Raw genomic sequence first — 25,071 nt, 5'->3', positions numbered from 1 at the left:
ACCCCAGGGCGCCGCGCCACAGCCAGGTCAGCCGCCGGTGATCCGCGCGGCGGTGATCGCGCGGCGATCGGTCGTGCTGAGCTCGGTCGAGTTCACCGACCAGCGGTAGCCGGTGAACCGGCCGTCGGAACTGTCGCCGTAGAACATCATCCAGCCGGTGCCGAGGCCGGGCCAGCGCTGTCCGGCGGCGTCGATGCGGGTGTCGGGGTAGGCCGCGTAGTCCCCGCGCCCGGACACGCCGTGCGGAAAGCGCGAGCAGTCGATGACCTGGACCGGGTACTGCGTCGATCCGGCCAGTCCCCGGATCCGGGTGTACGGGCGGCCGACCTGCCGGACCACGACCAGGTGGCCGGTGTGGACCGCCGTCGCGTCGTCCAGGTGGTTCACCGCGATCAGGTCGCCCGGACGCAGGTCGGTGACCCGGGTGACGGCGGTGAAGCCGGGCAGCGCGCCGGACGCGAACAGCGTCTGGTACTGGGCGGCGTAGGGGCTGGTGGAGCGGGCGTGGGTGCGGAACCACCGGGTGTCGGCCCACGGGTAGCTGTGCCGGAGGACCTCGGTCACGAAGGCCGCGCACGCCGCCCAGCACTGCCAGCTCTCCGGACGGCCGTCGGTCCCCCAGGCCGTCACGGTCGGCGTTCCCGGCTCCTTGTAGACGTTCCGAGCGTCGGGCAGAGGGAGTTGGGCCAGGTTGTCGCACATGGCCTCGGCCGCGACCAGGTGGGCGGGGGCCGAATGACGGGTGGTGTTCACCGTACCGAGGGTACGTCGCGATACCTGACTGACAGTCAGTAAATAACTGACCATCCGTCAGATCGGGGATCGGAATAACTTCCAGGGGTGGAACATTCATTGCCGTCCACGACCGGCGCTCGCTAGGGTCGTGGCATGAGATCGATTCGGCACCTCGACGCGCGGGCCCGCTGGGTCCGCCTCGGTGCGCCTCGATGTCGTCGGCGCTGTCGGTCCGACCGCCGCTGAGCCACCGCGCCCGGTCAACTGCCGGGCGGTCCCAGCCCGTTCCGGCTCTCGATCACGCCCACCACCTCTTCCTCCGTCCGCTCGCCCGAGCCGCACTGCGCCGCGTCACGTCCCGACGCGCCGTCCGCCGTGCCGCCGAGCGGACGCTCCCACCTGCCTCAAGGAGGCTGCGCCATGACCGCCACCGACAGCATCACCGCGATCACCGTCCGCAAGGTCACCGCCCGGATCGGCGCCGAGGTCGCCGGGGTGGACCTCGGCCGCGAGCTCGACTCGTCCACCGTGGCCGCACTGCGGTCCGCCCTCAACGAGCACAAGGCCCTCGTCTTCCGCGACGTGGACCTGGACGACGCCGGACAGCAGCGCTTCGCCCGCGGCTTCGGCGAGCTCACCACCGCCCACCCGACCGTCCCCGCCGCGGAGGGCGCGCCGAACGTGCTGCCGGTCGACAGCGAGCGCGGCCGGGCCAACCACTGGCACACCGACGTCACCTTCGTGGTCAACCCGCCGCAGCTCAGCACGCTGCGCAGCATCGTCGTCCCGCCGTACGGCGGGGAGACGCTGATCGCCAACGCGGCCGCGGGCTACCGGGACCTCCCGGCCCCGCTGCGGGCCTTCGCCGACACCCTGTGGGCGGTGCACACCAACGACCACGACTACGCGGCGGCGCCGGAGCAGCTGGACGAGGAGGAGCTGGAGCGCCGCGCGGTGTTCACCTCGATCCCGTTCGAGAGCGTGCACCCGGTCGTCCGGGTGCATCCGCTGACCGGCGAGCGCGGGCTGTTCATCGGCGGCTTCGCGCAGCGGATCGTGGGCCTGTCCACCGGGGAGTCGCGGGACGTGCTGCGGCTGCTGCAGTCGTACGTGACCCGGCCGGAGAACGTGCTGCGCTGGCGTTGGGAGCCGAACCAGCTGGTGCTGTTCGACAACCGGATCACCCAGCACTACGGCGTCGACAACTACGACGACCGGCCGCGGCGGCTGAACCGGGTGACGGTCGCGGGCGAACTGCCGGTCGGCGTCGACGGTACGGCCAGCCGTTCGGTGAGGGGCGACGCCTCGCACTACACGCCGTTGCCGGTGATCGCCGCCGGGTGACCGGCGGTGGGCCTGCACTCAGCGGTTGGCGACGAGCGAGAACGCCGCGCCCTCGGGGTCGTGCAGTTCCGCCGTGTCGCCGTACGGGGTCGAGACCGGCGCGCTGAGCAGCACCGCGCCCAGCCGCAGCGCGCGGACCAGGGCGCGGTGCAGGTCGTCCACGGCGAAGGAGAGGTGCCAGTGCGGGCGTACCGGCAGCGAGGCGGTCCGCTCGTCGGCGGTGCGCAGCGCGGCCCGCTCCTTGCCGTCGACCAGCAGCACCACCCGCTCGTGCTGCCAGGCCATGTCCAGGTGCTGCGGGTCGTGCGCGGCCCAGTCGAGGACGTCGCCGTAGAACATGGCGGCGGCGAAGGCGTCGGTGGACAGTTCCACCCAGGACGGCGCGCCGGGCAGCGGCAGTTCCCTGGCCGGGCCGACCTCGCCCTGCCACAGGCCGAAGACGGCCCCGTCCGGGTCGGTGGCCAGGGCGACCCGCCCGGCCCAGGCGGGGGACGGTCCCACGCCCACGGTGCCCAGGCGTTCCCGTACCCGCAGTGCGGCGGCGTCAATGTCGGCGACGCCGAAGAAGGTGGTCCAGGTCGCGGTGAACCGGCCCCGGGACGGCAGGCGGCCGATCCCGGCCACCGGTACCCCCTGGACCTCGGCGACCAGGTAGCCCGGCGGCTGCTCCCGCGGGGGCTCGAAGGTCCAGCCGAGCAGTGGCCCGTAGAACTCCCGCGCGGCCCCGGGATCGTGCGCCAGCAGGCTGACCCAGCTGGGGGCCCCGGGCAGGCACGGCACGCCCGGGTCGTCGACCCGGGCGGGTCCCGCAGCGGCGCCCCGGGGGTCGGAGGCGCCGGTGCGGGGGGCGCTGGAGCCTGGGTCCACCGCTGCCTCCGTTCCGGGCTTTCGTCCCCTCTCATGCAGTCTGCATGAGAACACCGGTGAGTGTCACCGGACGGCGACGCCGCGCTGACCGGTCCGGCCGCCGTACCGCTGCCGGGTTGCGGGGGGCAACGGATCGGCGCAACGTCGAAGAGTGGCGTTCTTTGGACGCTCTGTCTGGAATCCGGCTTGGGCGCCACTTCCCCAACCTCGCAGGAGGTAACCATGGGTACGGCGATTGACCCTCGCCAGGTGATCGGCCACAAGGTCGTCGACGCCGAGGGCCACAAGATCGGCCAGGCCGAGGAGGTGTACCTGGACGACAGCACCGGTCTGCCGCAGTGGGTCACCGTGAAGGGCGGCCTGTTCGGTGGCAAGGAGCACTTCGCGCCGCTGGAGGGCGCGAGCGTGGTCGCCGACGAGGTACAGCTCAGGTATCCGAAGGAGATGGTCGACGGCGCTCCGGACCTGGAGACCGGCCGGCACCTGTCGGTGGAGGAGGAGCGCACGCTCTACCAGCACTACGGGCTCGGCAACCGGGGCGGCGCGCAGCAGGCCACCGCCGGCACCAACGCGTCCGGCACGGCCCCCGGCGCCATGGGCACGGCGGGCACGGCGGGCACGGCGGGCGCGGCGGGCACCGCCGGGGCGGCGGCGGCGGGGGTGGCGGCCGGGCGTCGGCCCGGCTCCGACAAGCCGCCGGTGGGCAAGGCGGACGCGCGCGCCACCACCGGCATGCGCGGGGCCGCCCAGCGGGCGATGACCCGGTTCGAGGAGCGGCTGCACATCGGCACCGAGCGGGTCGAGGCCGGCCACGCCCGGCTGCGCAAGCAGGTCACCACCGAGCAGGTCCGGCAGACCGTGCCGCTGACCCACCAGGAGGTCCGGATCGAGCGGGAGCCGATCCGCGCGGAGGACGCCGCCGCGATGAAGGGCGAGGAGTCGCTGACCGAGGCGGAGAGCGAGGTGACGCTGTACGAGGAGCACACCGTCGTCACCAAGCAGAGCGTCCCGGTGGAGCGGGTGCGGATGCGCGTCGAGGACGTCACCGAGGAGGTCACCGTGACCGAGGAGGTACGCACCGAGCGGATCGACCTGGAGAACGACTCCACGCCCGGTTCCATGCCGGGCAAGGGACGTCGTCCGGGCGCCTAGCGAACGCGCCGGAACACGGAAACACGGAGCACGGCGGCCTCGGCCGCCGTGCTCCTCCCTTGTGCGGCAAGGGATCTGACGATCCCAGGGCAGATTAGTTCGCGTAAAATCGTCATAAGTGGTGCATAACGCCCAAGCGTCATAAGCTCTTCACGTGGGGGGCATCACCGAACCCGGTGATGAATCTCAGAACTGAGGAGGCACCCATGCTTACTCACGAATTGACCCGCACCGCGACCCGCGTGGCACCGGAGGACCTCTCCGCGCTGACCACGCTGATGGCCGAGGAGGAGGCGCCGCTGAGCGACGCCCCCCTGTACAGCCCCGAGGACTTCGGCGGTGGACTTCTGGTCCTCGGCCTGTTGCTGTCGCCGAAGCCGCCGAAGGACCGGTGAGCGGAACGTGACCGCAGCCTCGCGAGCTGAAGGCTGAGTTACCGATGCCCTTCGCTGATGCGACGCCACAGGAGGAGTTCTCCCTGGCGGTAGAGCGGATGGCCGTCCGCGCCCTCGACGTGCTCAATGCCGTCGGGGGCGCGGACGTCGGCCTGGCTCCCCCCGGGATGCTGGGAGCGTCCACCGCCGAGCTGGCGGCGGTACGCATCCTCGGCGCCGACCTGTTCGCCCCCCACCTGCTCAACGGTGTGCCGCTGCACCCCGAACTGGCCGAGGCGGTGGCCATGGCCCATGCCTTCCAGGTCTTCCCGCCGGAGCAGTTGACTGTTCAGCAGTTGACGGATCAAGAGCCGGCCGGGACCCACGACGTCCAGGCGCCCCGGACGGGCCCGTTGGCCACGGACAGCGCCGCCGGTACCGCGACCGTGGTCGGCTGGCGCGACTGGGCGGCCTCCGAGGTGCTCAGCCGCTGCGGACTGCCGCCGCTGGTCCTCCCGCCGCTGGACGCCGCCCCGCAGCCCGGCCGTGACGACGGCGAACCCACGTGGCAGGAGTGGTCGTTGTGGATGGCCAAGCTCTCGCCGCTGGCCGTCCCCGGACTGGACAGCCCGGTCCACGAGTCGGCCCGGCGGGGCCTGCCCGCGCTCGGGCGCGGCACCGTCCGCGCCATGCTGCGGCGCGACTACCGCACCGCCGCCCGGATCGCCCGTTGGCTGGCTCTGGGCCAGGCATCGGGACTGCGGTCGCCGCTGCGGCTGGAGCCGCTGTTCCGTCATGTACGGCTGTTCGGCGGTCCCAGTGCCCGGACCGCGCTGGACGTCCGGGTCGGCGAGCGGCTGGCGCTGGCGGTGGACCGGTGAACCCGGAGGTGCTGCGGACCGCGCACGGCGTCGGTTCGCGGGCGCTGGCCTGGCTGCACGGCAGCCGGGCGTTCGGTTCGCTGCCGCCGGGCACCGACATCGAGTTCAGCGACCCCGACAACTGCTACAAGCCGCTGGGCGAGACCGCGTTGGCGGCCTCCATGGTGCTCCGCGAGGGCGTCGCCGGGCCCGGTGAGCTGACCGCCGCCCAGGAGCTGCTGGACTTCACCTGGGAGCAGTTCCGGGCCGGGGACTTCCTGTTCGACCGGCAGGTCCGGCACCCCCTGGTGACCGACCCGCTGGAGACCTACGCGCACTTCGTCCGGGGCGGCTACCGCAACCGCTCACTGGACGAGGTGGCCGCGCACCTGATCTCGCTGGACTCGTTCCGGGCGGTCGAGATGATGCCCAACCGGCGGCTGGCGGTCGCCAACGCCAACCGGGTGATCAACCCCGACTACCGGTGCGACTGGGCGGCGCTGGCCGCCGACACCTGGCTCGGCTCCACCCCGGAGCCGTGGATGATCGACTGGATGACCGGCTACCACCTCACCCACGCCGTCTTCCACCTCACCGACTGGGGCGCGCGGCCCGACGGCCTGCCCGAACCGGTGGTGGACTACCTGCGGACCTGGCTGCCGGTCTGGGCGGACGTCTGGCAGGAGGTCGCCCAGTGGGACCTGCTGGGCGAGCTGCTGATCGTGGACGCCTGCCTGCGCGAGCCGGTCTGCGACCCGGGCAGCTGGGAGCGGCTGGCCCAGGCGCAGCACCCGGACGGGTTGCTGCCCAGGGACGCCGAGCCGGTGAACGAGGACCCGCGCCGGGCGTTCAAGGACAACGAGCACACCGCCGTGGTGGCGATCGTCGCGGGCACGGTGACCCTGGCCCGCTCGCTCGGCAGCGCCCCGGCCGCCGGGTGACCGCCACCGCGTCCGGCCGGGCCGGACCGACCGTCGCGCCGCCGGGCGACCCGCTCAGGGAACGGCTGGCGCCGCTGCTGGACGCCGCGCCGGAGGCGACCGGGACCGCCCTGGCCGCCGTCCGGGCGGACCAGCGGCTGCTGCTCTGCGGCGGGTCCACCGCCCGGACCGGGGGCCGTCCGGTGGATCCGGACACCCGGTTCGAGATCGGCTCGCTCAGCAAGACCTTCACCGCGCTGCTGCTGGCCGAGTCGGTGGCCCGGGGCGAGGTCCGGTATGACGATCCGATCGGCTGGTACCTGCCCGCCGGGGCGACCCCGGGACACCGCGGCGGGGAGCCGATCACCCTGCTGCACCTGGCCACCCACACCGCCGGGCTGCCCCGGCTGCCGTCCGGTCTCCTGGCCACCGCCGTGCCCACCTGGTCGACCACGCCGTACGGGAACTACTCGCAGGCGCGGCTGCTGCGCTCGCTCGGCGCGACCCGGGTCCGCGCCCGCCCCGGCGCGCGGGTGCACTACTCGAACCTGGGCGTCGGCCTGCTCGGCCTGCTGCTGGCCCGCGCCGCCGGGACGGACTACCCGGCGCTGCTGGACGACCGGGTCTGCCGTCCGCTGGGGCTGACCCGCACCGGCTGCGATCCCGGTCCCGGGCAGGCGACCGGCTACTGGCACGGGCGCCCCCGGCCGCCGTGGCTGATCCCGGCGCTGCCGGGCGCCGGGGCGGTCCGCTCCAGCGCCCGGGACCTGCTGCGCTACCTGGAGGCGCTGCTGGACCCGGACCGGGCCGGGGCGCTGGGCCCGGCGCTGGCGGAGGTGCGGCGGCCGCGGCTGCTGCTGCCGCGCACCGGGGACGGGCTCTGCCTGGTCTGGAACCTGCGCCCGCGCCCCGGCCACGACCTGCTGTTCCACTCCGGCGGCACCCGGGGGTTCACCGCCTTCGTCGGCTTCTGCCCGCGGACCCGCACCGGGCTGGCGGCGCTGGCCAACACCACCCCGCCGCCCGGCAGCCGCTTCATCCAGGACGCGTACTCGGCCTTCCGGGCGCTGGCCGACCCGGCCGGGGCTGAGCTCAGTCGGCCGCCGGGCCGCACCAGCGGGTGAGCGCGGCCCGGGCCCGGCTGATCCGCGCGGGCGGTTCGTAGGAGTCGTCCGTCCAGGCCAGGTAGCCGTCCGGGCGGACCAGCAGGGTGCTGATCGAGACGTACCCGTCGAGCGGCCCGATCGCCGACACCGCGCGCACCCGGTCGCCCCAGCCGCGCTCGGCGGCGGTGGCCGCGATGCCCTGGTGGCCGAAGTCGATCAGCAGGAACCGGCCGTCGTCCAGCAGGTCCGGCGCGCGCATCGGTGGACCCTGGCGCATCCGCACCACCAGCTCGGGCAGCCGCTGACCGGCGTGCAGCGGCAGCCGTGAGGCGTGTCCCGAGCCCGCCGGGTAGCGGGTGGCCAGACCGGCCAGGCCGGAGGCCGTGGCCCGGCGCAGCGGGGCCGCGCCGAGCAGCCCGGCCAGGACCGTCCGGCCCAGTACCGAGGCCACCGGCGAGGAGCCGCCGAGTTGGCGGGCGGCTCGTTCGGCGCGGCGCAGCGCCTTGACCGCCAGCGGGCGGCGTTCGTCCTGGTAGCTGTCCAGCAGCCGCGGCGGGCTCCAGCCGTTCAGCACCGCCGCCAGCTTCCAGCCGAGGTTGACCGCGTCCCGCAGGCCGAGGTTGAGCTCCTGCCCGGCGAGCGGGGACAGCCGGCAGGCGGCCTCGCCGACCAGCAGCACCCGTCCGGAGCGGTACCGCGGCGCCAGCCCCTGGGTCCCGCGCGGCCGGGTCAGCGCGCGCACCCCGGCCAGTCCGGGGTCGAAGCCGAGGACCGCGGTCAGCGCTCGGGCCAGCTCCGGCTCGGTCGGCAGCGGCTCGCTCCAGGGGTGGGCGTCCAGGGCCAGCGCGATCCGGTACCAGCCCTCGCCGACCGGCACGGTCAGCAGCGCCCCGCCCCGGCCGGGCAGCACCAGCGCCTCGTCCGGCGGCGGCTTCAGCAGCCGCGCCTCGGCCAGCACCGGCGCGAACGGCGCGCCGTGCGCCGGGAACGGGATCCCGGCGAGCTCCCGCAGGCAGGACCGGCCGCTGTCGGCGCCGACCACGTATCCGGCGGTCAGCACCTCCGGCGCCCGACCCGGCGCGTCCGCGTCGCGGAGCAGCAGCCGGACCCGGTCGGCGTCCTGGGTCAGTCCCTCGACCCGGACACCGCGCCGCACCCGGGCGCCGAGGTCGACCGCCCGCCGCTCCAGCAGCCGTTCGACCCGGTCGCCGGGCAGCACGTACAGGCCGGGGAAGCGGCTGTCCAGGGCGCTGAGGTCGAGCGCGGGCGAGCGGACGCCGAGCCGGATCCGGTCGACCGGGCGGGCCTGTTCCAGCAGCGCCCCGGCGTGCCCGCGCAGCCCGAGCTCCTCCAGCGTGCGGCTGTGCAGCAGCACCGCCGGGGAGGGCGGCGGCGGCTCGGCCGAGCGCTCGACCACGGTGGTGCGGATCCCGGCGGCGGCCAATTCGCAGGCCAGGGCCAGCCCGGCGGCGCCGGAGCCGACGACCACCACCGAGCGGTCGACCGGGACGCCCCTGGGCGTCGGTGCCGGCAGGTCCTCTGCGCGGCGCACGGCAACTGTCACGTGGACACGTCCCTTCCACCGAACCTTCGCAACCTCGGACTTCCGGACTCTCGCACCGCGCTGTTCGCCTGGCGGACGATCGGCCGGGCACGCATCGGTCCCGTTCTCCAGCTTCCCCAACACCCGGAACACATGCCCGGATTCCGCGAGCTCCGACCAGGCTCACGCCGAATTCCCACCCGGCGGCCGCCATCACCCGAACGGACCAGTATTCGGCCGGTCCGGGCGGGTCGCGGGGCCGCGCGGTCGCGGGCGGGGGGTTGCGGTGTTTGGCTGCTGGGGCGGGGGCAGCCGAGAACTGAGGAGGGTCTGCCATGACCGAGGACAGGAAGCCGAACGGGACCGTCGGCGGCCGGACCACCATCGCCGACAGCGTGGTGGCCGCCACCGCCGGACTGGCGGCGCGCGAGGTCGAGGGCGTCGCCGACCTCGGCGGCAGCGCCTCGCGGGCCTTCGGCGCGGTCAAGGACCGGGTCTCCCGCTCCAGCGACCCGACCCGGGGCGTCAAGGTCGAGGTCGGCGAGCGGCAGACCGCGATCGACCTGGACGTGGTGGTCGACTACGGGATCCGGATCGCGGACACGGCGAACGCGCTGCGCGCGCACGTGGCCCGGGAGGTCGCGCAGACCACCGGCCTGGAGGTGGTGGAGGTCAACATCGCCGTCAACGAGATGCGGCTGCCCGGCTCGCAGGACGAGGACGAGGACGACGGGAAGTCGGACCGCGTACGGTAGGACGCGCCCGGCGGGGCCGGGGGAGCTGCCAGGAGGAGACAGGACGATGACGACCGCGAGTGCTGAGCTGCTGATCGACGCCTTCGGCCGGATCCGGGAGGAGGTCCACGCGGTGCTGGACGGCCTCAGCGAGAAGGAGCTGGCGGAGCGGCTGGACGGGGCCGCCAACCCGATCGGCTGGCTGGTCTGGCACCTGACCCGGGTTCAGGACGACCACCTGGCCGACGTGGCCGGTGACGAACAGGTGTGGCGCACCGGCGGCTGGGAGCAGCGGCTGGGGCTGCCCTACGCGGCCGGCGCGACCGGCTACGGCCAGTCGGACGCCGACGTGGACGCGTTCCAGGGGGTCCCGGCGAAGGACTTGGCGGCGTACCACGACGCCGTGCACGAGCAGACGGTCGGCTACCTGCGCGGCCTGACGGATCCGGACCTGGAGCGGGTCGTGGACGAGCGCTGGGACCCGCCGGTCACCCTCGGGGTGCGGCTGGTCAGCGTGGTCTCCGACGACCTCCAGCACGTGGGCCAGGCGGCCCTGGTCCGCGGGGTCCTCCAGCACCGCCGCTGACGTCCGCCGCCCGCCCGGGCACCGTCGGTCAGCCGCGCACCGCCCGCAGCACCACGAACTTGCGGTCGCTGGCGACCACCTCGCAGCCGCCGAACAGCCGCTTCAGCTTGACGTGGTAGCCCAGGTGCCGGTTGCCGACCACCCACAGCTCGCCGCCGGGCCGCAGCACCTCGCGGGCGCCGCTGAACATCCGCCAGGCGGTGGCGTCGGTGGCGGCCTGGTAGCTGTGGAACGGCGGGTTGTTGAGCACCAGGTCGACCGATCCGGGGGCGATCCCGGCGGTGCCGTCGCCGACCAGGAACCGGGCGGCGCGGCCCGCCTCGGTGTTCTGCCCGAAGGTCGCCCGGGCCGAGGCGACCGCCTGGTACGACTCGTCGGCGAAGGTCAGCTCCGCCTCCGGCTCGGCCAGCGCGGCGGCGGTGCCGACCACGCCGTTGCCGCAGCCCAGGTCCAGCACCCGCAGCGGTCCCCGGGCGGAGTCCCGTGGGCGGCGCGGCAGCTGCCGCAGGAGGAACCGGGTGCCGATGTCCAGGTGCTCGGCGCAGAAGACGCCCGCGTGGTTGCTGACCGTCCGGCCGGAGAGCACGCCGATGCCGTCCGGCAGCGGGTAGCTGTGCGGCCACGGGTCGGCCGGGCGGACCAGCTCCGGCTCCGGAGTGCTGTGGATCAGTCGGGCCTTACGGACCGCCAGTGAGGTCTTGGTGGTACCGATGATCTGCTCGAACAGTTTGAGTGTCGAGGTATGGATCTCGGCCACCATCCCGGCGGCCAGGACCACCGTGCCCGGGTGCAGCGCGGGCGCCAGCCGGTGCAGCTGGTCCTCCAGCAGCGCCAGGCTCTTCGGCACCCGGATCAGCAGCAGGTCCACCCGCTCCGGCGGCGGCTCCTGGGTGGACAGCAGCCGGACCGCGTCCGGCTCGACGCCGTTGCGCTCCAGGTTCCGCAGCGTCGCCTGCTGCGCCAGGTAGGAGTCGCTGACCTGGACCGGCCGGGCGCCCGCCCGGGCCAGGGCGGTGACCAGGGCGCCCCAGCGGTCGCCGACCACCACCACGGTGCCGGACAGCTCGGCCGGAGGCGCGGCCGCGCCGTCCGGACCGGCGCCGCCGCCGAGGTGCCGCAACAGGTACTCGTCGGCGGCGTCCCAGGCCCGCAGGGTCTCGCGGGGGTGCTCCGGAAAGCGGGTGAGTTCGAGCTCACCGTGTGCTGTCGTCATTCGGTTCATCGTGGGGACAACCTATCCCGGCCGCGCCCCGCGCCCGCCCGCGCGCACCCCGGCGGCCGCCCTGACCTGCGCGGACACACCGGCCGCCGGATGCCCGCGAGCGCCGCTCCGAGGCCGTAGCCTGGTGCTGCTCCCGGTTGGTGACGCTCCGTCCGAATACCGACTCGCCGCGTCCCTGACATTCTCCGTCTGTTCACCGGCCATGCCCCGCGCACCGTCCTCCCCCTGCGCCAGAGTCGGTCTCGGCCTGGCACGGCCGCGCCCGACCCTCGTGTGACGTGACCCAGAGGAGACACGCATGTCCGGAATGACCCGACGCAGGCTGCTGGGCTCGACTGCCGGAGTGGCCGGCGGAGCGGCGGCGATGTCGCTGCTGCCGCCGAGCGTCCAGCAGGCGGTGGCCGCCGGAGTCCCGCAGCGCGGCTCGCTGCGGGATGTGGAGCACGTGGTCATGCTGATGCAGGAGAACCGCTCCTTCGACCACTACTTCGGCACCCTCTCCGGCGTCCGCGGCTTCGACGACCCCCGGGCGCTGCGGCTCGACACCGGCCGCTCGGTCTTCTACCAGCCGGACTCGGTCAACCCGGACGGCTACCTGCTGCCGTTCCACCTGGACACCCGGACCACCAGTGCCCAGGCGATCCCGTCCACCAGCCACGCCTGGTCGGTCCAGCACCAGGCCTGGAACGACGGGAAGATGGACCAGTGGCTGCCCGCGCACCGGGCCGCCGACGGCGTCAACGGCCCCTACGTGATGGGCTACTACACCCGCGAGGACATCCCCTTCCAGTTCGCCCTCGCCGAGAACTTCACCATCTGCGACAACTACTTCTGCTCGGTCCAGGGCCCGACCTGGCCGAACCGGCTGTACTGGATGACCGCCTCGATCGACCCCGAGGGCACCGGCGGCGGCCCGATCATCCAGAACGCCGCGCCCAAGCCGCTGACCTGGACCACCTACGCCGAGCGGCTGGAGGCGGCCGGGGTCAGCTGGAAGGTCTACCAGGAGACCGACAACTACGGCACCGACGTGCTGTCGCTGTTCGAGAACTTCCAGAACGCCAAGCCGGGCGACCCGCTGTACGAGAAGGGCATGCTGGCGCAGCCCACCGGGACCTTCGAGGACGACGCCCGCAACGACCGGCTCCCGGCGGTGTCCTGGATCCTGCCGACCAGCTACCAGTCGGAGCACCCGGACTACCTCCCGGCGGCGGGCGCGGACTTCGTGGCGTCCAAGATCGAGGCGATCGCGTCCAACCCGGAGGTCTGGGCCAAGACCGTCTTCATCCTCAACTACGACGAGAACGACGGCCTGTTCGACCACGTCGCCCCGCCGGTGCCGGACGCGGGCACCCCGGACGAGTTCATCGGCGGCCTGCCGATCGGCGGCGGCTTCCGGGTGCCCTGCATCCTCATCTCGCCGTGGACCGTCGGCGGTTGGGTCGCCTCCGAGGCCTTCGACCACACCTCGGTGCTCCAGTTCCTGGAGCGCTTCACCGGGGTGGTCGACAGCAACATCACCGACTGGCGCCGGGACACCTTCGGCGACCTCACCTCGGCCTTCCAGTTCCACCGCCGGGGCCAGGGCGCGCCCGGCCTGCCGCCGACCGCCGCCCAGCTGGCGCTGGCCGAGCAGGAGGTGGCCACCCTCCCGGCGCCCACCCTGCCGGGCGCCGACCAGTCCTTCCCGCAGCAGGAGCGGGGACGCCGCAAGCACATCTGACCACGCGGACCAGCGCGGGGGCGGGCCGGCACCGGCCCGCCCCTCACTCGTTCTGGGCGCGGCCCTGGACGTCCGAGTGCTCGGCGCAGACCAGCGCCGAGTGGACGCCGACCCGCTGCGACAGCGCGAACTCCGCCCCGGGGACCTCCGCGCAGCGGCGCACGTCGGTACCGGCCGGGAACACCTGGATCACGGTGTACCGGGCCTGGGTGCTGTCGCAGTCCACCAGCCGGACCGGCTGACCGGCCTCGGGCGCCGCCCGGCCCGCGGCCTGGGTCGGCGTGGGCGACGCCAGCGCGACGCAGTCGCCGGGGCCCGCGACGGCCGGGACCGGGCTGCCGGCCCGGGTCGAGGAGACGTGGGCGGCGCCGTAGGCCACGGCGGCCAGGGCCAGGATCGCGAGCAGGACCAGCACGGTGACCCGGAACGGGCTCCAGGTCGGTCCCGGCACCGGCGGGCGGCCGGAACCGGGTCGCGGCGGCGGGGCGGGCTGCGGCGTGGTCATCGTGGTCACCGCCGTTCGGAGAGGCGATGTTCGACGGCGCGGTGTCCAGGGGAAGGTCCGACAGCGCGGCGGGGAACCGGGCGATGCTCGGGGAGCCGATGCCACCAGTCTGCGCCGCGCCGGACGGATCGGCCCGTCGGGGCGGCCGGGGGCGCGCGGCTACGGGCGGGTAGGGTGCCCCGCCACTTCCCAGAGAGTGGCGGGGCTACCGTCCCGATCGGCGGGTTGCGACCGGCGCCGAAGAGGTCGCCCCCATGATGTCATGTACACAATGTTTCCCGCCAGGGATTCCGGCGTCGAATCCCGTCGGCAGCCCGGAACTACCGGGGCCACTCCCCCGGGCGGTCCGCCCAGTGGACCTGGCCCGGATCGTGCAGGTCGATGTCCGGGAACACCAGGCGCACCCGGGCCTCGAACTCGGTCTCCCCCATCGGCTCCCAGCCGACACCCATCAACCGGACCAGCCGGTAGCGGGTGTCCGAGTTGAACTCGGCGACCTCGACCAGGTGGTGCTGCGCATCGGGATTGGTGCTGTCGCTCATGCCGCCATTGTGCGGCCGCGGCCCGGACTCCGCCCCTCGGCGGCAGCGATCGTCCGCCGCGGACGGGCGCGCGAACGCAGCCGCGACCGGCGCGGCGCCTGGGCGGCGACGCGCTGAGCGGAACCCGGGAAATAGTCCGTTGATCTCTTTTCCGGCCCGTTCACCACCTCCCGAAATATGTCTGCCATCCGTTCTTCGCGGCCGGGCGGCAGGCGGATTGGCCGCGTTCTGGGATTTACCGGTGATTCGGCTCCGCCATCGGGGCGCGGCTCCTTGACCTGGGACTGCCACCGGGATTCACTTCGATTTGGCCGCAGCTCGTCTGCCACGATCCGGCCGGGGCGCGTCCGCGCATCGATTGTCTGAATTACCGCTGCGCCCCGGTGAATTCTCAGACCGTGTGTCCGCCATTCCCCACACCGATGGAGCGAGAATGTCCCCTGACTCCCCCCTGCCCGAAAAAGAGACGCCGTCGGCACTGTCCCGACGCGGCCTGATCCGCAACGCCGCCGGAGCCGGGGCCGTCGGCCTCGCCGCCGGGACGCTGCTGAGCGGCGCGGCCGGAACCGCCGCCGCCGCGCCGAAGCAGGACGACGCCGCGACCGCGCTGGCCCCGGCGCCCGCGGGCGAAGCCGCCGAGCCGCTGATCGTGCACCTGCACGACCCGAAGTCCGGCGCGCTCGACGTCTTCCAGGGCGAGCGGCACCGCCGGGTGCTGGACCCCGGTCTCGCCGCCGCCCTGCGCAACGCCGCCCGCTGACCCCTCCCCATCCACGACCTCTCCAGCAAGGACACCCATGTCGTCCCACCGCGAAGCCCCCGAGATCTCCAAGGACCCGGTGGCGGACAGCACCGACGTGTACGCCTTCGTCAGCCCCGACGACTGCACCACGGTCACCCTGATCGCCAACTACATCCCGCTCCAGGGCGCGGCGTCCGGACCGAACTTCTTCGAGTTCGGCGATGACGTCCGGTACGAGATCCACATCGACAACACCGGTGACGGCCGGCCCGACGTCACCTACCAGTTCGACTTCACCACCCACCTGCGCAACCCCGACACCTTCCTCTACAACACCGGCCCGATCCACTCGCTGGACTCGCCGAACTGGAACCGTCGGCAGACCTACACGCTGACCCGGGTCGAGGCCGGGGGCCGCAGCACCGTGCTGGGCCGGGACCTGGCCAGTCCGCCGTGCAACATCGGCCCGCTGTCCACCCCGGACTACCGGAAGCTGGCCGACGAGGCGGTGCACGGCCTCGGCCGGGGCCGGAAGGTCTTCGTCGGACAGCGCGCCGAGGGCTTCTACGTCGACCTCGGGGCCATCTTCGACCTGGCGAACCTGCGGCCCTTCCAGGAGCTGCACAACCAGTTCGGCCTGCACATCTTCGACAAGGCGGCGCCGGGGGTGAACACCACCAAGGAGCTGAACGTGCACAGCCTGGCGCTCCAGCTGCCGATCGGCGAGCTCACCCGGGGCGGCTGGAACGGCAGCAACGTCGAGGACCCGCGCGCCACCATCGGCGTGTGGACCACCGCGAGCCGCCGCCGGGCCCGGGTGATCGAGCCCGGCACCGGCGACAACCACGAGTCGGGACCGTTCGTGCAGGTCTCCCGGCTGGGGAACCCGCTGTTCAACGAGGTCCTGGTGCCGATGGCCCGCAAGGACCAGTGGAACGCGCTGCCGCCCGCCGACGACAAGCTGTTCGCCGAGTACGTCGCCAAGCCGGAGCTGGCCGCGCTGCTGCCGGGGCTCTACCCCGGGGTGTTCCCGAAGCTGGAGGGCCTGGTCAAGGCCGGGACGAGCCGGGCGGACCTGCTGGCCATCCTGCTCACCGGCATCCCCAGCGGCATCGTGCCCGGCTTCCAGAACTACACCGGCTCGACCCAGGCGGACATGCTGCGGCTCAACGTGGCGGTGCCGCCCGCGAAGAAGCCGAAGATCCTCGGGCTGATCGGCGGCGACCCGGCGGGCTTCCCGAACGGGCGCCGGGTCTTCGACGACGTGGTGACCGTGGAGCTGCGCGCCATCGCCGGGGTGACCTACCCGCTGGTCGACAAGAGCTACGTCCCCGACGGCGCCGCCGGGCTGGTCACCGACGGGCTCACCCCGGCCGACGTGAAGAACCCGTACCTGCGCGAGTTCCCGTACCTGGGGCTGCCGTACGACGGCTTCTACAACCCGTCCTGACCCTTCGCACCGCCCCGCACACCCGGGCGCGGCCGACCGGCGCAGCCGCGCGCCGACCGGCCGCGCCCTTGCCCTGAGGAGGAACCGTGACCGAGCACACCCACCCGCACACCCACGCCCCGCTGCCCCCGCCCTCCACCGAGGGCAGCGTGGTGCTCGACATCGGCGCGGACACCGGCGCGCTGGTGATCCACACCGGCCCGGCGCAGGACGGCCAGGAGATCGAGGTCAGCCCGGTCGGCGAGCCGCTGCGGCGCACGCACGCCGCGGTGCGACCCCGGCGGCTGCCGGACCGTACTGTGTACTGCGTCGTCATCACCCCGCTGGCCGCGGGCGAGTACACGGTCTGGCGGGACAGGAACACCGTCGAGTCCGTCGTCACCGTCCCCGGCGGCGGAGTGAGCGAGTACCACTGGACCTGACCCGACCCACCGCGCGGAGGCGCCCATGGAGCCGTCGGCAACACCCGGCGTACGCTGGCACGCCGAGCCGCAGCGGGCCGCCGCGGCGGTGCTGGTCCTGCACGGCGGCCAGGTGGAGGGGGTCCGGCCGCCGGGTCGCTGGGCTCCGGCGCGGCTGCGGATGCTGCCGTTCGTGGCCGCGCTCGACCGGCTGGCCCGCGACCGGGACGTCGCCGTCGGCGAGGTGGTGTACCGCTGCCGCGGCTGGAACGGGCCGCGCGCCGACGCCGCCCGGGACGCACTGACCGCGCTGGAACGGTTCGCCGCCGACCGCGGGCCGGTGCCGGTGGTGCTGGTCGGGCACTCCATGGGCGGCCGGGCGGCGCTGCGCGCGGCCGGGCACCCCTCGGTCGCGGGGGTGGTGGCACTGGCCCCCTGGTGGCCGCAGGGAGAGCCCTGCGAGCAGCTGGCCGGGCGCGCGGTGGCGCTGGTGCACGGCGCGGCCGACCGGGTCACCGACCCCATCGAGGCCAGGGCGCTGGCGCTGCGGGCCAGGGCGTCCGGGGCCCGGGTGTGCGGCTACTCGGTGCCGGGCGGCGGGCACGCGATGCTGCGGCGGGCGGGCGACTGGCACGGCGCGGCGAGCCGCCTGGCGCTCGGGGTGCTGGGGCTGGCCACGCTGCCGGAACCGGCGGCCGAGGCGCTGGCGCTGCGCGGGGCCGACCCGCGCGGCCTGGAGCTGCCACTGCCGCGCGGGTGACCGCCGGACGCTCGCGGCGGGCGTCCCCGTGAGCGCTGCGGCGGTGGTCGGCGGCGGTCGGCGGGGGTTCAACGGCGGTTCAGCGGTGGGCGGAGAGTGCCGCGCCGCGGGTCTCGGCGAAGCCGAGCTTGCGGTAGAGGCCCTCGCCGAACTCGCTGGCGTGCAGGTCGATCCGGACCACCCCGCACCGGTCGAACCAGTCCAGCAGCGCGGTCATCGCGGCCCGCGAGAAGCCCCGGCGCTGCCAGCGCGGATCGGTGGACACCCCGTACACGTAGCCGGACAGGCCGGCGGGGTTGCGCGCGCTGGGCAGCCGCTCGCTGTAGGTGCCGATCACGCTCGCGGCCAGGCCGGCGCCGTCCGGGGCGTCGACCACGAAGACGGCGGTGGCCGCGTCCGGGTCGGCCAGCCAGCGGGCCAGCCGGGCCATCGCCTCGCCGGTCCACGGGCCCTCCGCGCCGGGGCCGAACAGCGTCGAGCTCATCAGCTCGCGCAGCCGCACCACCTCCGCCTCGTCGCCGGGCCCGGCCCGGCGGACCCTCACCTCGTCGTCACCGGTGGTACCGGCGGTGCTCTGCTCGCTCATGCCCGGCATCCTGGCAGCCGCGGCCCGGCCCAGTCCATCCGATTCGACACCCCGGCAGACCCCCCGGCCAGGACCCGGTCAGGCCCCGGTCACAGACCCCGGGCCAGGCGGAACCGGGTCAGCGCCGCGTCCAGGGCGACCAGCGGCTCCGGGTAGTCCAGCCGGGCCCGCTCGGCGGCGTCCAGCTCCCAGGGCCGGTGCACAGCGGGCCCGGCGACGGCGGCCAGCTCCGGGACCCAGCGCCGGACGTAGTCCCCCCGCGGGTCGAAGCGGTCGGCCTGGCGCAGCGGGTTGAGCACCCGGTTCGGCCGGGTGTCGGTGCCGGTCCCGGCGACCCACTGCCAGTTGAGCTGGTTGTTGGCCACGTCGCCGTCGACCAGGTGGCGCAGGAAGTGCTCGGCCCCGGCCCGCCAGTCCAGGTAGAGGGTCTTGCTGAGGAAGCTCGCGGTGATCATCCGCGCCCGGTTGTGCATCCAGCCCTCGTGCAGCAGCTGCCGCATGCCCGCGTCCACCAGCGGGTAACCGGTGCGTCCGGCGCGCCAGGCCTCCAGTTCGGCCGGGGCCGAGCGCCAGTGGTCCTGGCGCGGACGGTAGTCGGCGCGGGCGCAGTCGGGGCGGGCGGCGAGCAACTGGTGGTGGAAGTCGCGCCAGGCCAGCTGCCGCAGGAACGCCTCCGCGCCCGGGGAGCCCTCCTTGGTCGCCCGGTGCGCGGCCTCGGTCGCGGACACGCAGCCGAAGTGCAGGTAGGGCGACAGCCGCGAGGTGCCGTCGGCGGCGAGGTCGTCCTGGAGCTCCGGATAGGCGGCCACCGCGTTCGAGCCGACCCAGGACCGCAGCCGTCGCCGACCCTGGCTCTCGCCGCCCGGCAGCAACCCGGGCGCGGGCCGCCCGGCCGCCGCCAGCCGCGCTCGCACCTCCGCCTGTTCCAGCCCCGGCCAAGGCAGTTGAGGAACCGTCAGTTTCCGTGGCACGGGCAGCGGGGCGCGCCGCTCGGCGAGCAGCCAACGGCGGTGGTAGGCACCGAAGACCGCGTAGTGGTCGCGCCCGCCGGGCAGCAGCGCACCGGGCGCGACCGTGGTCGCGACGGCCTGATGGATCGTCAGTCTCGGCCCCAGCAGCGCGCGCAGCCGCTGCTCGCGGTGCTGCGCGAAGCCGCTGACCCCCTCGGCGAGATGCACCCGGGCGGCGCCCAGCGCGTCGGCCAGCCGGGCGGTCTGCTCGACCGCGTCACCGGCCAGCACCAGCAGCGAACCGCCCCGGTCACGCAGCGAGCGGTCCAGGTCCTCCAGGCAGTCGGCGAGGAAGGCGGCGCGGTTCGGCGGCACGAACCCGGCCTCGCGCACGGCGTCGTCCAGGACGAACAGCGGCACGGTCGCCGTGTCCCTGGCGGCGGCGTGCAGCACCGGGTTGTCGTGCACCCGCAGGTCACAGGTGAGCAGGGCGATGGAGACGCCGTCGGGCACGGTGGTTCTGTCCTTCCAGGGTCTTTCGTGGGAGCTCTGTCGGGCTCAGTTGGCGGGCTCAGTGGTCGGGGATCAGGGGCTCAGGGGTGCGGTCGGGGGCGGCGCGGGGGCAGCGGCAGGAAGCCGCTGGTTCGGGCGGCGTAGTCGGCCCAGCCGGGTTTGCTCTCCCGCAACTGCCGCTCCAGCATCGGTTTCCCGCTGCCGTTGGCGAGCAGGTAGGTCATCAGCAGCGGCCCCGGCAGGGTGGCCCAGCCGAGCGGGGTGTCGGCGACGCACAGGAACAGCCCCCACCACACGCAGGCGTCGCCGAAGTAGTTGGGGTGCCGGGTGTACCGCCACAGGCCGTGGTCCAGCACCCGGCCGCGGTTCGCCGGGTCGGCCCGGAACCGGGCCAACTGCCGGTCGCCGACGGCCTCGAAGCCCAGGCCCACGGCCCACAGCGCGGTGCCCGCCCAGCACAGCGCGCCGGGCGGGCGGGGGACGAACAGTGCCACCTGCACCGGCAGCGACACCAGCCAGACGATGGCGGCCTGTAGCCCGTAGACCATCCGCAGCGCGTACCGGGTACGCCGCTCCGGCGGGGCCTTGGCCAGCATCCGCTGGTAGCGGGGGTCCTCCGGCGCGCCCCGGCCGCGCCGGAGGATGTGCCCGGACAGCCGCAGCCCCCACACCAGCACCAGGACCAGGACCAGCAGCCGCCGCCCGGGGTCGCCGTGCCCCGCCGACAGCCCGTAGCCGGTGCCCGCGACCGCGCCGAAGGCCAGCCCCCAGGCCGCGTCGACGTACCGGTGGACGCCCGTGCGCACGCCCACCGCGAAGGCCGCGAGCATCACCGCGGCGGCCGCCCCCAGGCTCGCGGCCAGGCAGATCAGCAGCGCCGGTCCGTCGATCCCGCTCATCGGGACTCCCCCGGGCGGGTCAGCAGCAGCTGCCGGACGTCGAGGTAGCCGCTGCGGAAGCCCGCCTCCGAGTAGCCCAGGTAGAGCGTCCACATCCGGCGGAACACCTGGTCGAAGCCGAGCAGTTCCACCTCGTCGGCGCGCTCGGTGAAACGCTCGCGCCACAGCCGCAGGGTCTCCGCGTAGTGCGCTCCGTAGGCCTGTTGGCCGGTGAGCCGGAGCCGGGTGTGCTCGGCCAGCACCTCCTCGACGGCCTCGACCGAGGGCAGCAGGCCGCCGGGGAAGATGTACTTCTGGATCCAGGTGAAGGTGCGCTCGCTGGCGAGCATCCGGTCGTGCGGCATGGTGATCGCCTGGAGCGCGACCCGGCCGCCGGGCGCGAGCAGCCGGTCCAGCACGCCGAAGTACGCGGGCCAGTGGGCCCGGCCGACGGCCTCGACCATCTCCACGCTGACCACCGCGTCGTACTGCCCGGTGGCGTCGCGGTAGTCGCACAGCCGCACGTCCACCCGGTCGGCGTGGCCGGCGGCGGCGATCCGGCGCCGGGCCAGCACCTGCTGCTCGGCGGACAGGGTCAGCGTGACCACTCGCGCGCCCCGGTCGGCGGCCCGCAGCGCGAGCTCGCCCCAGCCGGTGCCGATCTCCAGCACCTCGCTGCCCGGGCCCACCCCGGCCAGGTCCAGCAGCCGGTCGATCTTGCGCCGCTGCGCGGCCTCCAGCAGTTCCCAGCCGGCGTGCGGTCGGCCCGCGTGGTCCAGCTCGAACACCGCCGAGGAGTAGGTCAGCGTCGGGTCGAGGAACAGCGCGAACAGCTCGTTGGACAGGTCGTAGTGCGCGGCGACGTTGCGGCGGGCGTTGTCCGGGCTGCCGTACTGGTCGGCGGGCTGCCGGGCGGTGAACCAGCGGCGCAGCCACTGGAGCCGGGCGGGCACCAGCGAGGGCATCGCGCCCGCGAGCACCGTGAGCACGGCCACCAGGTCCGGGCTGTCCCACTCCTGCGCCTGGTAGGACTCGCCGAAGCCGATCAGGCCGCCGGTGGCGACCCGCTGCAGGAAGGCGTCCGGGTCGCGCAGCCGCAGCACCGGGGCGCCCTCGGGCGCGGGCGCCAGCACGCTGCCGTCCGGGAGCTCCACCCGGACGCCGAGGCGCCGGGCGGCGCGGGTGAGCAGCAGTCGGACGCCGAGGCCGCGGACGGGGGCGCGCGGGACGGTGACCAGGTCGGGCCACCGCTGGAGTGCGCTGCCGCGCACGCGGGTCCGGGTCGCGGGCTGGGTCATCGACGGGTCGCTCCGTTCTGGCCGGGGAGGGTGGCAGGGCAGGCGCCACGGCGGGGACGCGGCTGTACCGGGAGTCCCCGGGCGAGCAGCCGCAGCCCCTGGATCCTGATGTGCGCGGACACCACGAGCGTGGACAGCGGGTGCCGCCCGGCCGCCCGCAGCAGTCCGAGCGGGGTGGCGGCGCGGCGGGCGCCGTGCACGGTGGCGGTCAGCGCGCGCCCGCCCTCCCGCTCCAGGTGCACGGTCAGCCGCAGCTGCTCGCCGGGCTCCGGCAGCACCATCCGGTAGCCGCCGTCGACCGGGAAGAACGGCGAGACGTAGAAGGTCTTGGCGGTCTCCGCGCGGCCCTCGGCGTCCGGGAACAGCAGGTAGCGGTGGCGCTCGCGGTAGGTGTTGTGGACCTCGGCCACGGTGCAGACCGGGGCGCCCCCGGCGTCGTGGCACCAGTAGACGGTGATCGGGTTGAACACGTGCCCCAGCGAGCGGGCGTGGGCGAGCATCAGCACCTGCCCGCCGCGCAGGTCGATGCCGTGTTCGGCGAGGTAGCCGTCCAGGTTGCGGCGCAGGTCCGCGGCCGGGTCGCCGAGGTGGTCGCGGGCCTGGAACCGGGCCAGCGGGCGCAGCGGCGCGGGCAGCCGGGGCAGCCGGTCGAGGTCGACCAGCCACAGGTAGGTGCGGTGCTGGAAGGCGTGCCGCAGCGGGCGGGTGCGCACGTGGGCGATCCGGCAGTCGTACAGCGCCGCGCCCCAGGGGCCGGGCAGCGGTCGCCGGGCGGCCTCGGCGGCGGCCGGGTTCCGGGCGGGGGCCTGGGCGTTCACGCGGTCACCGCCGCGTGCAGCGACTGCGCGGCCAGGGCGCCGGAGCGGCAGCCGTCCTCGTGGAATCCCCAGCCGTGGTAGGCCCCCGCGAAGGCGGTGCGGTCCCGGTTCAACTCGGGCAGCCGCCGCTGGGCCGCCAGCGACTCGCGGGTGTACTGGGGGTGCCGGTAGACGGTGCGGGAGAGCACCCGCGCCGGGTCCACCGGCGTGTCCGGGTCCTCGTTCAGGGTCACCAGGTAGTCCTCCGGGGTGTCCAGCCGCAGCAGCCGGTTCAGGTGGTACGAGACCCGGACCTGGTCGCTGCGGTCCGCGCAGGAGGCCATCCGGTAGTTCCAGGAGGCCCGGGCGCGTCGGGCGCCGGGCAGCACCGAGGCGTCCCGGTGCAGCACCGTCGGGTTCCAGGAGTACCGGAAAGCGCCGAGCACCGCCTGTTCGTCGGGGGTGGGGTCGGCCAGCAGCCGCAGCGCCTGGTCCGGATGGGTGGCCAGGACTATCCCGTGGAAGTACTCGATGCGTCCGTCGGTGGTGGCCACGGTGACGCCGTCGCGCTGGCGGCGGACCCTGGCCACCGGGGTACCGGTGCGGGTGGCGTGCAGCCGCGCGGCGACCCGCTCGACGTAGGTCCGCGAGCCGCCGACCACGGTGCGCCACTGCGGCGAGCCGGTGACCGTGAGCAGCCCGTGGTTGTCCAGGAAGGAGAACAGGTAGCGGGCCGGGTAGTCCAGGGCCGTGCCGGGGGCGCAGGACCAGACCGAGGCCACCAGCGGGGTCAGGAAGTGGGAGGTGAAGTACGCCGAGAAGCGGCCCCGGCGGAGGAACTCCCGCAGCGTGACCTCGCCCTCCCCGGATGCCGGATCGGCGTTCTCCGGTTCGGCCAGCAGTCGCCGGGCCAGCCGGTGGAAGCGCGGGACCTCCGCCAGCAGCCACAGGTAGCGTCCGCGCGCCAGGCTGCGCGGCTGGGCCAGCAGCCCGCCGGGGCCGCGCGCACCGGCGTACTCCAGGCCGCAGCCGCGGCAGCTGACCGACATGCTCATCTCGGAGTCCTGGGTGGCCACCCCGAGTTCGGCGAACAGCCGCAGCAGGTGCGGGTAGGTGCGTTCGTTGTGGACCAGGAACCCGGTGTCCAGCGCGAGCGCGGGCCCGTGCTCGGGGTGGACGTCCTGCGTGTGCGCGTGGCCGCCCAGCCGGTCCTCGGCCTCGTACAGGGTGACCAGGGCGCCGGCCCGGGTCAGTTCGTAGGCGGCGGTGAGCCCGGCGACCCCGCTGCCGACCACGGCGACGCTGCGCCCGCGGCCCGGGTCCTCGCCCCCGGCGGGGCCCGCGCCCTTCCGTGGCACCGGCCCGGCGGCCGTCACGGTGTACTCCGGCATCGGTTTCACCCTCCCGCTCCCCTCGGGCCGCTCGCGCGACCCGGTTGCGTCATCCCGCACATGGGGTATTCGGCGCGGGCGGTGATCCGGATTGGCGGTACGGCGGATCGAGTGATCCGGTCGCTCAGCTGTTCGGGGTGACCGCCTGGTCGTAGAGGGTCTGGACGTCCTGGTCGAAGTAGGGGCTGTAGGAGACGTCGGCGGTGTCGCCGCCCTGCTGGTAGCCGCCGATGACGCCGATGACGGTGCCGACGCCCTTGGTCCCGTTGAAGCGCACCAGCCAGGGGCTGCCGCTGGTACCGCCGGGGAAGCCGGTGCAGGCGATCCGCATCTGGTACTGGCTCTGCTGGGTGGTCCGGTTGAAGCAGGAGATCGGGGTGCTCGCGGTGGAGGGGTAGCCGGTGATGTGGACGACCTTGCCGAAGCCCTGGTCGACGCCGAGGGTGTTGCCGCCGAGGACGTCCTCGATGTTCTTGCCGCCGACCTGGCCGACGGTCACGAAGGCCACGTCCAGGTCGGGGTCGGAGGAGGCGATCCAGCGCTGGTCCACCACGATCCGGGTGACCGGCCACTGCCCCTGCGGGGTGTCGCCGCCCCGGTAGCCGGGGACGAACACCAGGTCGCTGCCGTAGCCGCCGCCCTGGCCGCCGTGCACGCAGTGGGCGGCGGTGAGCAGCAGGTCCCCGGCGGCGCTGTGGACCACGCTGGCGGTGCAGAAGTGGTCGCCGTCGGCGCTCTGCGAGAACAGCGCGCCGACCCGGGCGTTGCCGGTGGTGGCCCTGGCCGTGCGGGAGGTGCCGCCGTGCTCGGACAGCGCCTTCTCGAACCGCTGCCTGGACCAGGGGCTGGGGGTGGCGCTGACGGCCACCGCGACCGCGCCGTTGGACGCCGCCGCCGAGGCCGCCCCGGTGCCGCCGCCGGAGCCGCCGCAGCCGGCCAGCGCGAGTCCGGCCGCCACCGCGGCGACCGCCCAGCGGGTCGCGGTCCCCGGCACCCGCCGCCGTTCCGTCATCAACCGTGTCCTCCCAGCTCGTCCTGGGGTCGAGTGTGCTGCCCGACCACGGGGCGGCGCACCCGAGACCACCCGTCCGA

General features: G+C 74.4%; 26 protein-coding genes. 13 read left to right on the top strand and 13 right to left on the bottom strand.

Features of this window, described 5'->3' with window-relative positions; genetic code table 11:
• Positions 1-27: 27 nt before the first annotated feature.
• The gene (locus tag GXP74_RS16205) at positions 28-753 is read right to left on the bottom strand and encodes a hypothetical protein (RefSeq protein ID WP_182452181.1); all 726 of its coding nucleotides are present in this window, start codon (positions 751-753) and stop codon (positions 28-30) included.
• 402 nt (positions 754-1,155) lie between these two features.
• Between GXP74_RS16205 and GXP74_RS16200 the strand changes: the two genes are divergently transcribed.
• On the top strand, positions 1,156-2,079 hold the full coding sequence (locus tag GXP74_RS16200) for a TauD/TfdA family dioxygenase (RefSeq protein ID WP_182452180.1): 924 nt from the start codon (positions 1,156-1,158) through the stop codon (positions 2,077-2,079).
• Positions 2,080-2,097: 18 nt separating this feature from the next.
• On the opposite strand, the gene GXP74_RS16195 is transcribed toward GXP74_RS16200, so the two are convergent.
• The gene (locus tag GXP74_RS16195) at positions 2,098-2,946 is read right to left on the bottom strand and encodes a VOC family protein (protein ID WP_182452179.1); all 849 of its coding nucleotides are present in this window, start codon (positions 2,944-2,946) and stop codon (positions 2,098-2,100) included.
• Positions 2,947-3,168: 222 nt separating this feature from the next.
• Here GXP74_RS16195 and GXP74_RS16190 point away from each other — a divergent pair, with 222 nt between their 5' ends.
• From GXP74_RS16190 to GXP74_RS16170, 5 genes are all read left to right on the top strand, one after another.
• The gene (locus tag GXP74_RS16190; protein WP_182452178.1) at positions 3,169-4,098 is read left to right on the top strand and encodes a PRC and DUF2382 domain-containing protein; all 930 of its coding nucleotides are present in this window, start codon (positions 3,169-3,171) and stop codon (positions 4,096-4,098) included.
• Between the two features lie 206 nt (positions 4,099-4,304).
• The gene (locus GXP74_RS16185; RefSeq protein WP_182452177.1) at positions 4,305-4,493 is read left to right on the top strand and encodes a hypothetical protein; all 189 of its coding nucleotides are present in this window, start codon (positions 4,305-4,307) and stop codon (positions 4,491-4,493) included.
• A 44-nt stretch (positions 4,494-4,537) separates the two neighbouring features.
• A complete protein-coding gene (locus tag GXP74_RS16180) occupies positions 4,538-5,353 on the top strand; it encodes a hypothetical protein (protein ID WP_182452176.1) in 816 nt (271 codons plus the stop codon).
• Positions 5,350-6,273, top strand: coding sequence for a hypothetical protein (locus GXP74_RS16175; RefSeq protein WP_182452175.1), 924 nt, complete (start codon positions 5,350-5,352; stop codon positions 6,271-6,273). Before GXP74_RS16180 ends, GXP74_RS16175 begins: the two co-directional genes overlap by 4 nt.
• Positions 6,270-7,376, top strand: coding sequence for a serine hydrolase (locus GXP74_RS16170; protein WP_182452174.1), 1,107 nt, complete (start codon positions 6,270-6,272; stop codon positions 7,374-7,376). Before GXP74_RS16175 ends, GXP74_RS16170 begins: the two co-directional genes overlap by 4 nt.
• On the opposite strand, the gene GXP74_RS16165 is transcribed toward GXP74_RS16170, so the two are convergent.
• A complete protein-coding gene (locus GXP74_RS16165) occupies positions 7,345-8,922 on the bottom strand; it encodes an FAD-dependent monooxygenase (protein WP_225447976.1) in 1,578 nt (525 codons plus the stop codon). The two genes, GXP74_RS16170 and GXP74_RS16165, sit on opposite strands and share 32 nt — an antisense overlap.
• 314 nt (positions 8,923-9,236) lie before the next feature.
• Between GXP74_RS16165 and GXP74_RS16160 the strand changes: the two genes are divergently transcribed.
• Both GXP74_RS16160 and GXP74_RS16155 read left to right on the top strand, forming a co-directional pair.
• Positions 9,237-9,656: an Asp23/Gls24 family envelope stress response protein gene (locus GXP74_RS16160; RefSeq protein ID WP_182452172.1), complete on the top strand. Its 420-nt coding sequence runs from the start codon at positions 9,237-9,239 to the stop codon at positions 9,654-9,656.
• A gap of 46 nt (positions 9,657-9,702) precedes the next feature.
• Complete coding sequence (locus GXP74_RS16155; RefSeq protein ID WP_182452171.1) at positions 9,703-10,221, top strand: DUF664 domain-containing protein; 519 nt, start codon at positions 9,703-9,705, stop codon at positions 10,219-10,221.
• Between the two features lie 28 nt (positions 10,222-10,249).
• Here GXP74_RS16155 and GXP74_RS16150 read toward each other — a convergent pair whose 3' ends face one another.
• The gene (locus tag GXP74_RS16150) at positions 10,250-11,434 is read right to left on the bottom strand and encodes a methyltransferase (RefSeq protein ID WP_182452170.1); all 1,185 of its coding nucleotides are present in this window, start codon (positions 11,432-11,434) and stop codon (positions 10,250-10,252) included.
• A gap of 307 nt (positions 11,435-11,741) precedes the next feature.
• Here GXP74_RS16150 and GXP74_RS16145 point away from each other — a divergent pair, with 307 nt between their 5' ends.
• Complete coding sequence (locus tag GXP74_RS16145; protein ID WP_182452169.1) at positions 11,742-13,166, top strand: alkaline phosphatase family protein; 1,425 nt, start codon at positions 11,742-11,744, stop codon at positions 13,164-13,166.
• Positions 13,167-13,209: 43 nt separating this feature from the next.
• Here GXP74_RS16145 and GXP74_RS16140 read toward each other — a convergent pair whose 3' ends face one another.
• The gene (locus tag GXP74_RS16140) at positions 13,210-13,671 is read right to left on the bottom strand and encodes a hypothetical protein (protein ID WP_182452168.1); all 462 of its coding nucleotides are present in this window, start codon (positions 13,669-13,671) and stop codon (positions 13,210-13,212) included.
• 320 nt (positions 13,672-13,991) lie between these two features.
• Positions 13,992-14,213, bottom strand: a complete 222-nt coding sequence (locus tag GXP74_RS16135; protein WP_182452167.1) for a hypothetical protein — start codon at positions 14,211-14,213, stop codon at positions 13,992-13,994.
• 433 nt (positions 14,214-14,646) lie between these two features.
• Here GXP74_RS16135 and GXP74_RS16130 point away from each other — a divergent pair, with 433 nt between their 5' ends.
• From GXP74_RS16130 to GXP74_RS16115, 4 genes are all read left to right on the top strand, one after another.
• The gene (locus GXP74_RS16130; RefSeq protein ID WP_182452166.1) at positions 14,647-14,973 is read left to right on the top strand and encodes a hypothetical protein; all 327 of its coding nucleotides are present in this window, start codon (positions 14,647-14,649) and stop codon (positions 14,971-14,973) included.
• A gap of 37 nt (positions 14,974-15,010) precedes the next feature.
• Complete coding sequence (locus tag GXP74_RS16125; protein ID WP_182452165.1) at positions 15,011-16,405, top strand: DUF4331 domain-containing protein; 1,395 nt, start codon at positions 15,011-15,013, stop codon at positions 16,403-16,405.
• Positions 16,406-16,491: 86 nt separating this feature from the next.
• Entirely contained in the window at positions 16,492-16,827 is a 336-nt protein-coding gene (locus GXP74_RS16120; RefSeq protein ID WP_225447975.1) for a hypothetical protein, read from the top strand.
• 25 nt (positions 16,828-16,852) lie between these two features.
• Positions 16,853-17,566 carry a dienelactone hydrolase family protein gene (locus GXP74_RS16115; RefSeq protein WP_182452164.1) on the top strand — a complete coding sequence of 238 codons (714 nt, stop codon included), beginning with the start codon at positions 16,853-16,855 and terminating at the stop codon, positions 17,564-17,566.
• 79 nt (positions 17,567-17,645) lie between these two features.
• On the opposite strand, the gene GXP74_RS16110 is transcribed toward GXP74_RS16115, so the two are convergent.
• The 7 genes from GXP74_RS16110 to GXP74_RS16080 all read right to left on the bottom strand — a co-directional run bounded on the left by GXP74_RS16110 (position 17,646) and on the right by GXP74_RS16080 (position 24,991).
• On the bottom strand, positions 17,646-18,152 hold the full coding sequence (locus GXP74_RS16110) for a GNAT family N-acetyltransferase (RefSeq protein WP_182452163.1): 507 nt from the start codon (positions 18,150-18,152) through the stop codon (positions 17,646-17,648).
• Between the two features lie 89 nt (positions 18,153-18,241).
• Entirely contained in the window at positions 18,242-19,615 is a 1,374-nt protein-coding gene (locus GXP74_RS16105) for a deoxyribodipyrimidine photo-lyase (RefSeq protein ID WP_182452162.1), read from the bottom strand.
• 80 nt (positions 19,616-19,695) lie between these two features.
• Complete coding sequence (locus GXP74_RS16100; protein ID WP_182452161.1) at positions 19,696-20,514, bottom strand: DUF1295 domain-containing protein; 819 nt, start codon at positions 20,512-20,514, stop codon at positions 19,696-19,698.
• Entirely contained in the window at positions 20,511-21,791 is a 1,281-nt protein-coding gene (locus GXP74_RS16095; protein WP_182452160.1) for a class I SAM-dependent methyltransferase, read from the bottom strand. Before GXP74_RS16095 ends, GXP74_RS16100 begins: the two co-directional genes overlap by 4 nt.
• Positions 21,788-22,552 (bottom strand): DUF1365 domain-containing protein, encoded by a 765-nt coding sequence (locus GXP74_RS16090; protein ID WP_182456485.1) that lies wholly within the window; start codon positions 22,550-22,552, stop codon positions 21,788-21,790. The genes GXP74_RS16095 and GXP74_RS16090 overlap by 4 nt, the downstream gene beginning before the upstream one ends.
• 53 nt (positions 22,553-22,605) lie before the next feature.
• Positions 22,606-23,979, bottom strand: a complete 1,374-nt coding sequence (locus GXP74_RS16085; RefSeq protein ID WP_182452159.1) for an NAD(P)/FAD-dependent oxidoreductase — start codon at positions 23,977-23,979, stop codon at positions 22,606-22,608.
• 124 nt (positions 23,980-24,103) lie between these two features.
• A complete protein-coding gene (locus GXP74_RS16080) occupies positions 24,104-24,991 on the bottom strand; it encodes a serine protease (protein WP_182452158.1) in 888 nt (295 codons plus the stop codon).
• Positions 24,992-25,071: the final 80 nt, after the last annotated feature.

Source organism: Streptacidiphilus sp. P02-A3a (assembly GCF_014084105.1).
Taxonomy (GTDB): Bacteria; Actinomycetota; Actinomycetes; order Streptomycetales; family Streptomycetaceae; genus Streptacidiphilus.
Note: the sequence above shows the minus strand (reverse complement) of the source record. Positions and strands in the feature narration are given on the sequence as shown.

What these genes read in the sequence shown, in the direction of transcription:
- GXP74_RS16145 (WP_182452169.1), top strand. Translation starts at nt 11,742, where the DNA reads ATGTCCGGAATGACCCGACGCAGGCTGCTGGGCTCGACTGCCGGAGTG.
- GXP74_RS16140 (WP_182452168.1), bottom strand. Translation starts at nt 13,671, where the DNA reads ATGACCACGCCGCAGCCCGCCCCGCCGCCGCGACCCGGTTCCGGCCGC.
- GXP74_RS16150 (WP_182452170.1), bottom strand. Translation starts at nt 11,434, where the DNA reads ATGACGACAGCACACGGTGAGCTCGAACTCACCCGCTTTCCGGAGCAC.
- GXP74_RS16155 (WP_182452171.1), top strand. Translation starts at nt 9,703, where the DNA reads ATGACGACCGCGAGTGCTGAGCTGCTGATCGACGCCTTCGGCCGGATC.
- GXP74_RS16080 (WP_182452158.1), bottom strand. Translation starts at nt 24,991, where the DNA reads ATGACGGAACGGCGGCGGGTGCCGGGGACCGCGACCCGCTGGGCGGTC.
- GXP74_RS16125 (WP_182452165.1), top strand. Translation starts at nt 15,011, where the DNA reads ATGTCGTCCCACCGCGAAGCCCCCGAGATCTCCAAGGACCCGGTGGCG.
- GXP74_RS16130 (WP_182452166.1), top strand. Translation starts at nt 14,647, where the DNA reads ATGTCCCCTGACTCCCCCCTGCCCGAAAAAGAGACGCCGTCGGCACTG.
- GXP74_RS16095 (WP_182452160.1), bottom strand. Translation starts at nt 21,791, where the DNA reads ATGACCCAGCCCGCGACCCGGACCCGCGTGCGCGGCAGCGCACTCCAG.
- GXP74_RS16085 (WP_182452159.1), bottom strand. Translation starts at nt 23,979, where the DNA reads ATGCCGGAGTACACCGTGACGGCCGCCGGGCCGGTGCCACGGAAGGGC.
- GXP74_RS16110 (WP_182452163.1), bottom strand. Translation starts at nt 18,152, where the DNA reads ATGAGCGAGCAGAGCACCGCCGGTACCACCGGTGACGACGAGGTGAGG.
- GXP74_RS16100 (WP_182452161.1), bottom strand. Translation starts at nt 20,514, where the DNA reads ATGAGCGGGATCGACGGACCGGCGCTGCTGATCTGCCTGGCCGCGAGC.
- GXP74_RS16185 (WP_182452177.1), top strand. Translation starts at nt 4,305, where the DNA reads ATGCTTACTCACGAATTGACCCGCACCGCGACCCGCGTGGCACCGGAG.
- GXP74_RS16180 (WP_182452176.1), top strand. Translation starts at nt 4,538, where the DNA reads ATGCCCTTCGCTGATGCGACGCCACAGGAGGAGTTCTCCCTGGCGGTA.
- GXP74_RS16135 (WP_182452167.1), bottom strand. Translation starts at nt 14,213, where the DNA reads ATGAGCGACAGCACCAATCCCGATGCGCAGCACCACCTGGTCGAGGTC.
- GXP74_RS16200 (WP_182452180.1), top strand. Translation starts at nt 1,156, where the DNA reads ATGACCGCCACCGACAGCATCACCGCGATCACCGTCCGCAAGGTCACC.
- GXP74_RS16190 (WP_182452178.1), top strand. Translation starts at nt 3,169, where the DNA reads ATGGGTACGGCGATTGACCCTCGCCAGGTGATCGGCCACAAGGTCGTC.
- GXP74_RS16115 (WP_182452164.1), top strand. Translation starts at nt 16,853, where the DNA reads ATGGAGCCGTCGGCAACACCCGGCGTACGCTGGCACGCCGAGCCGCAG.
- GXP74_RS16160 (WP_182452172.1), top strand. Translation starts at nt 9,237, where the DNA reads ATGACCGAGGACAGGAAGCCGAACGGGACCGTCGGCGGCCGGACCACC.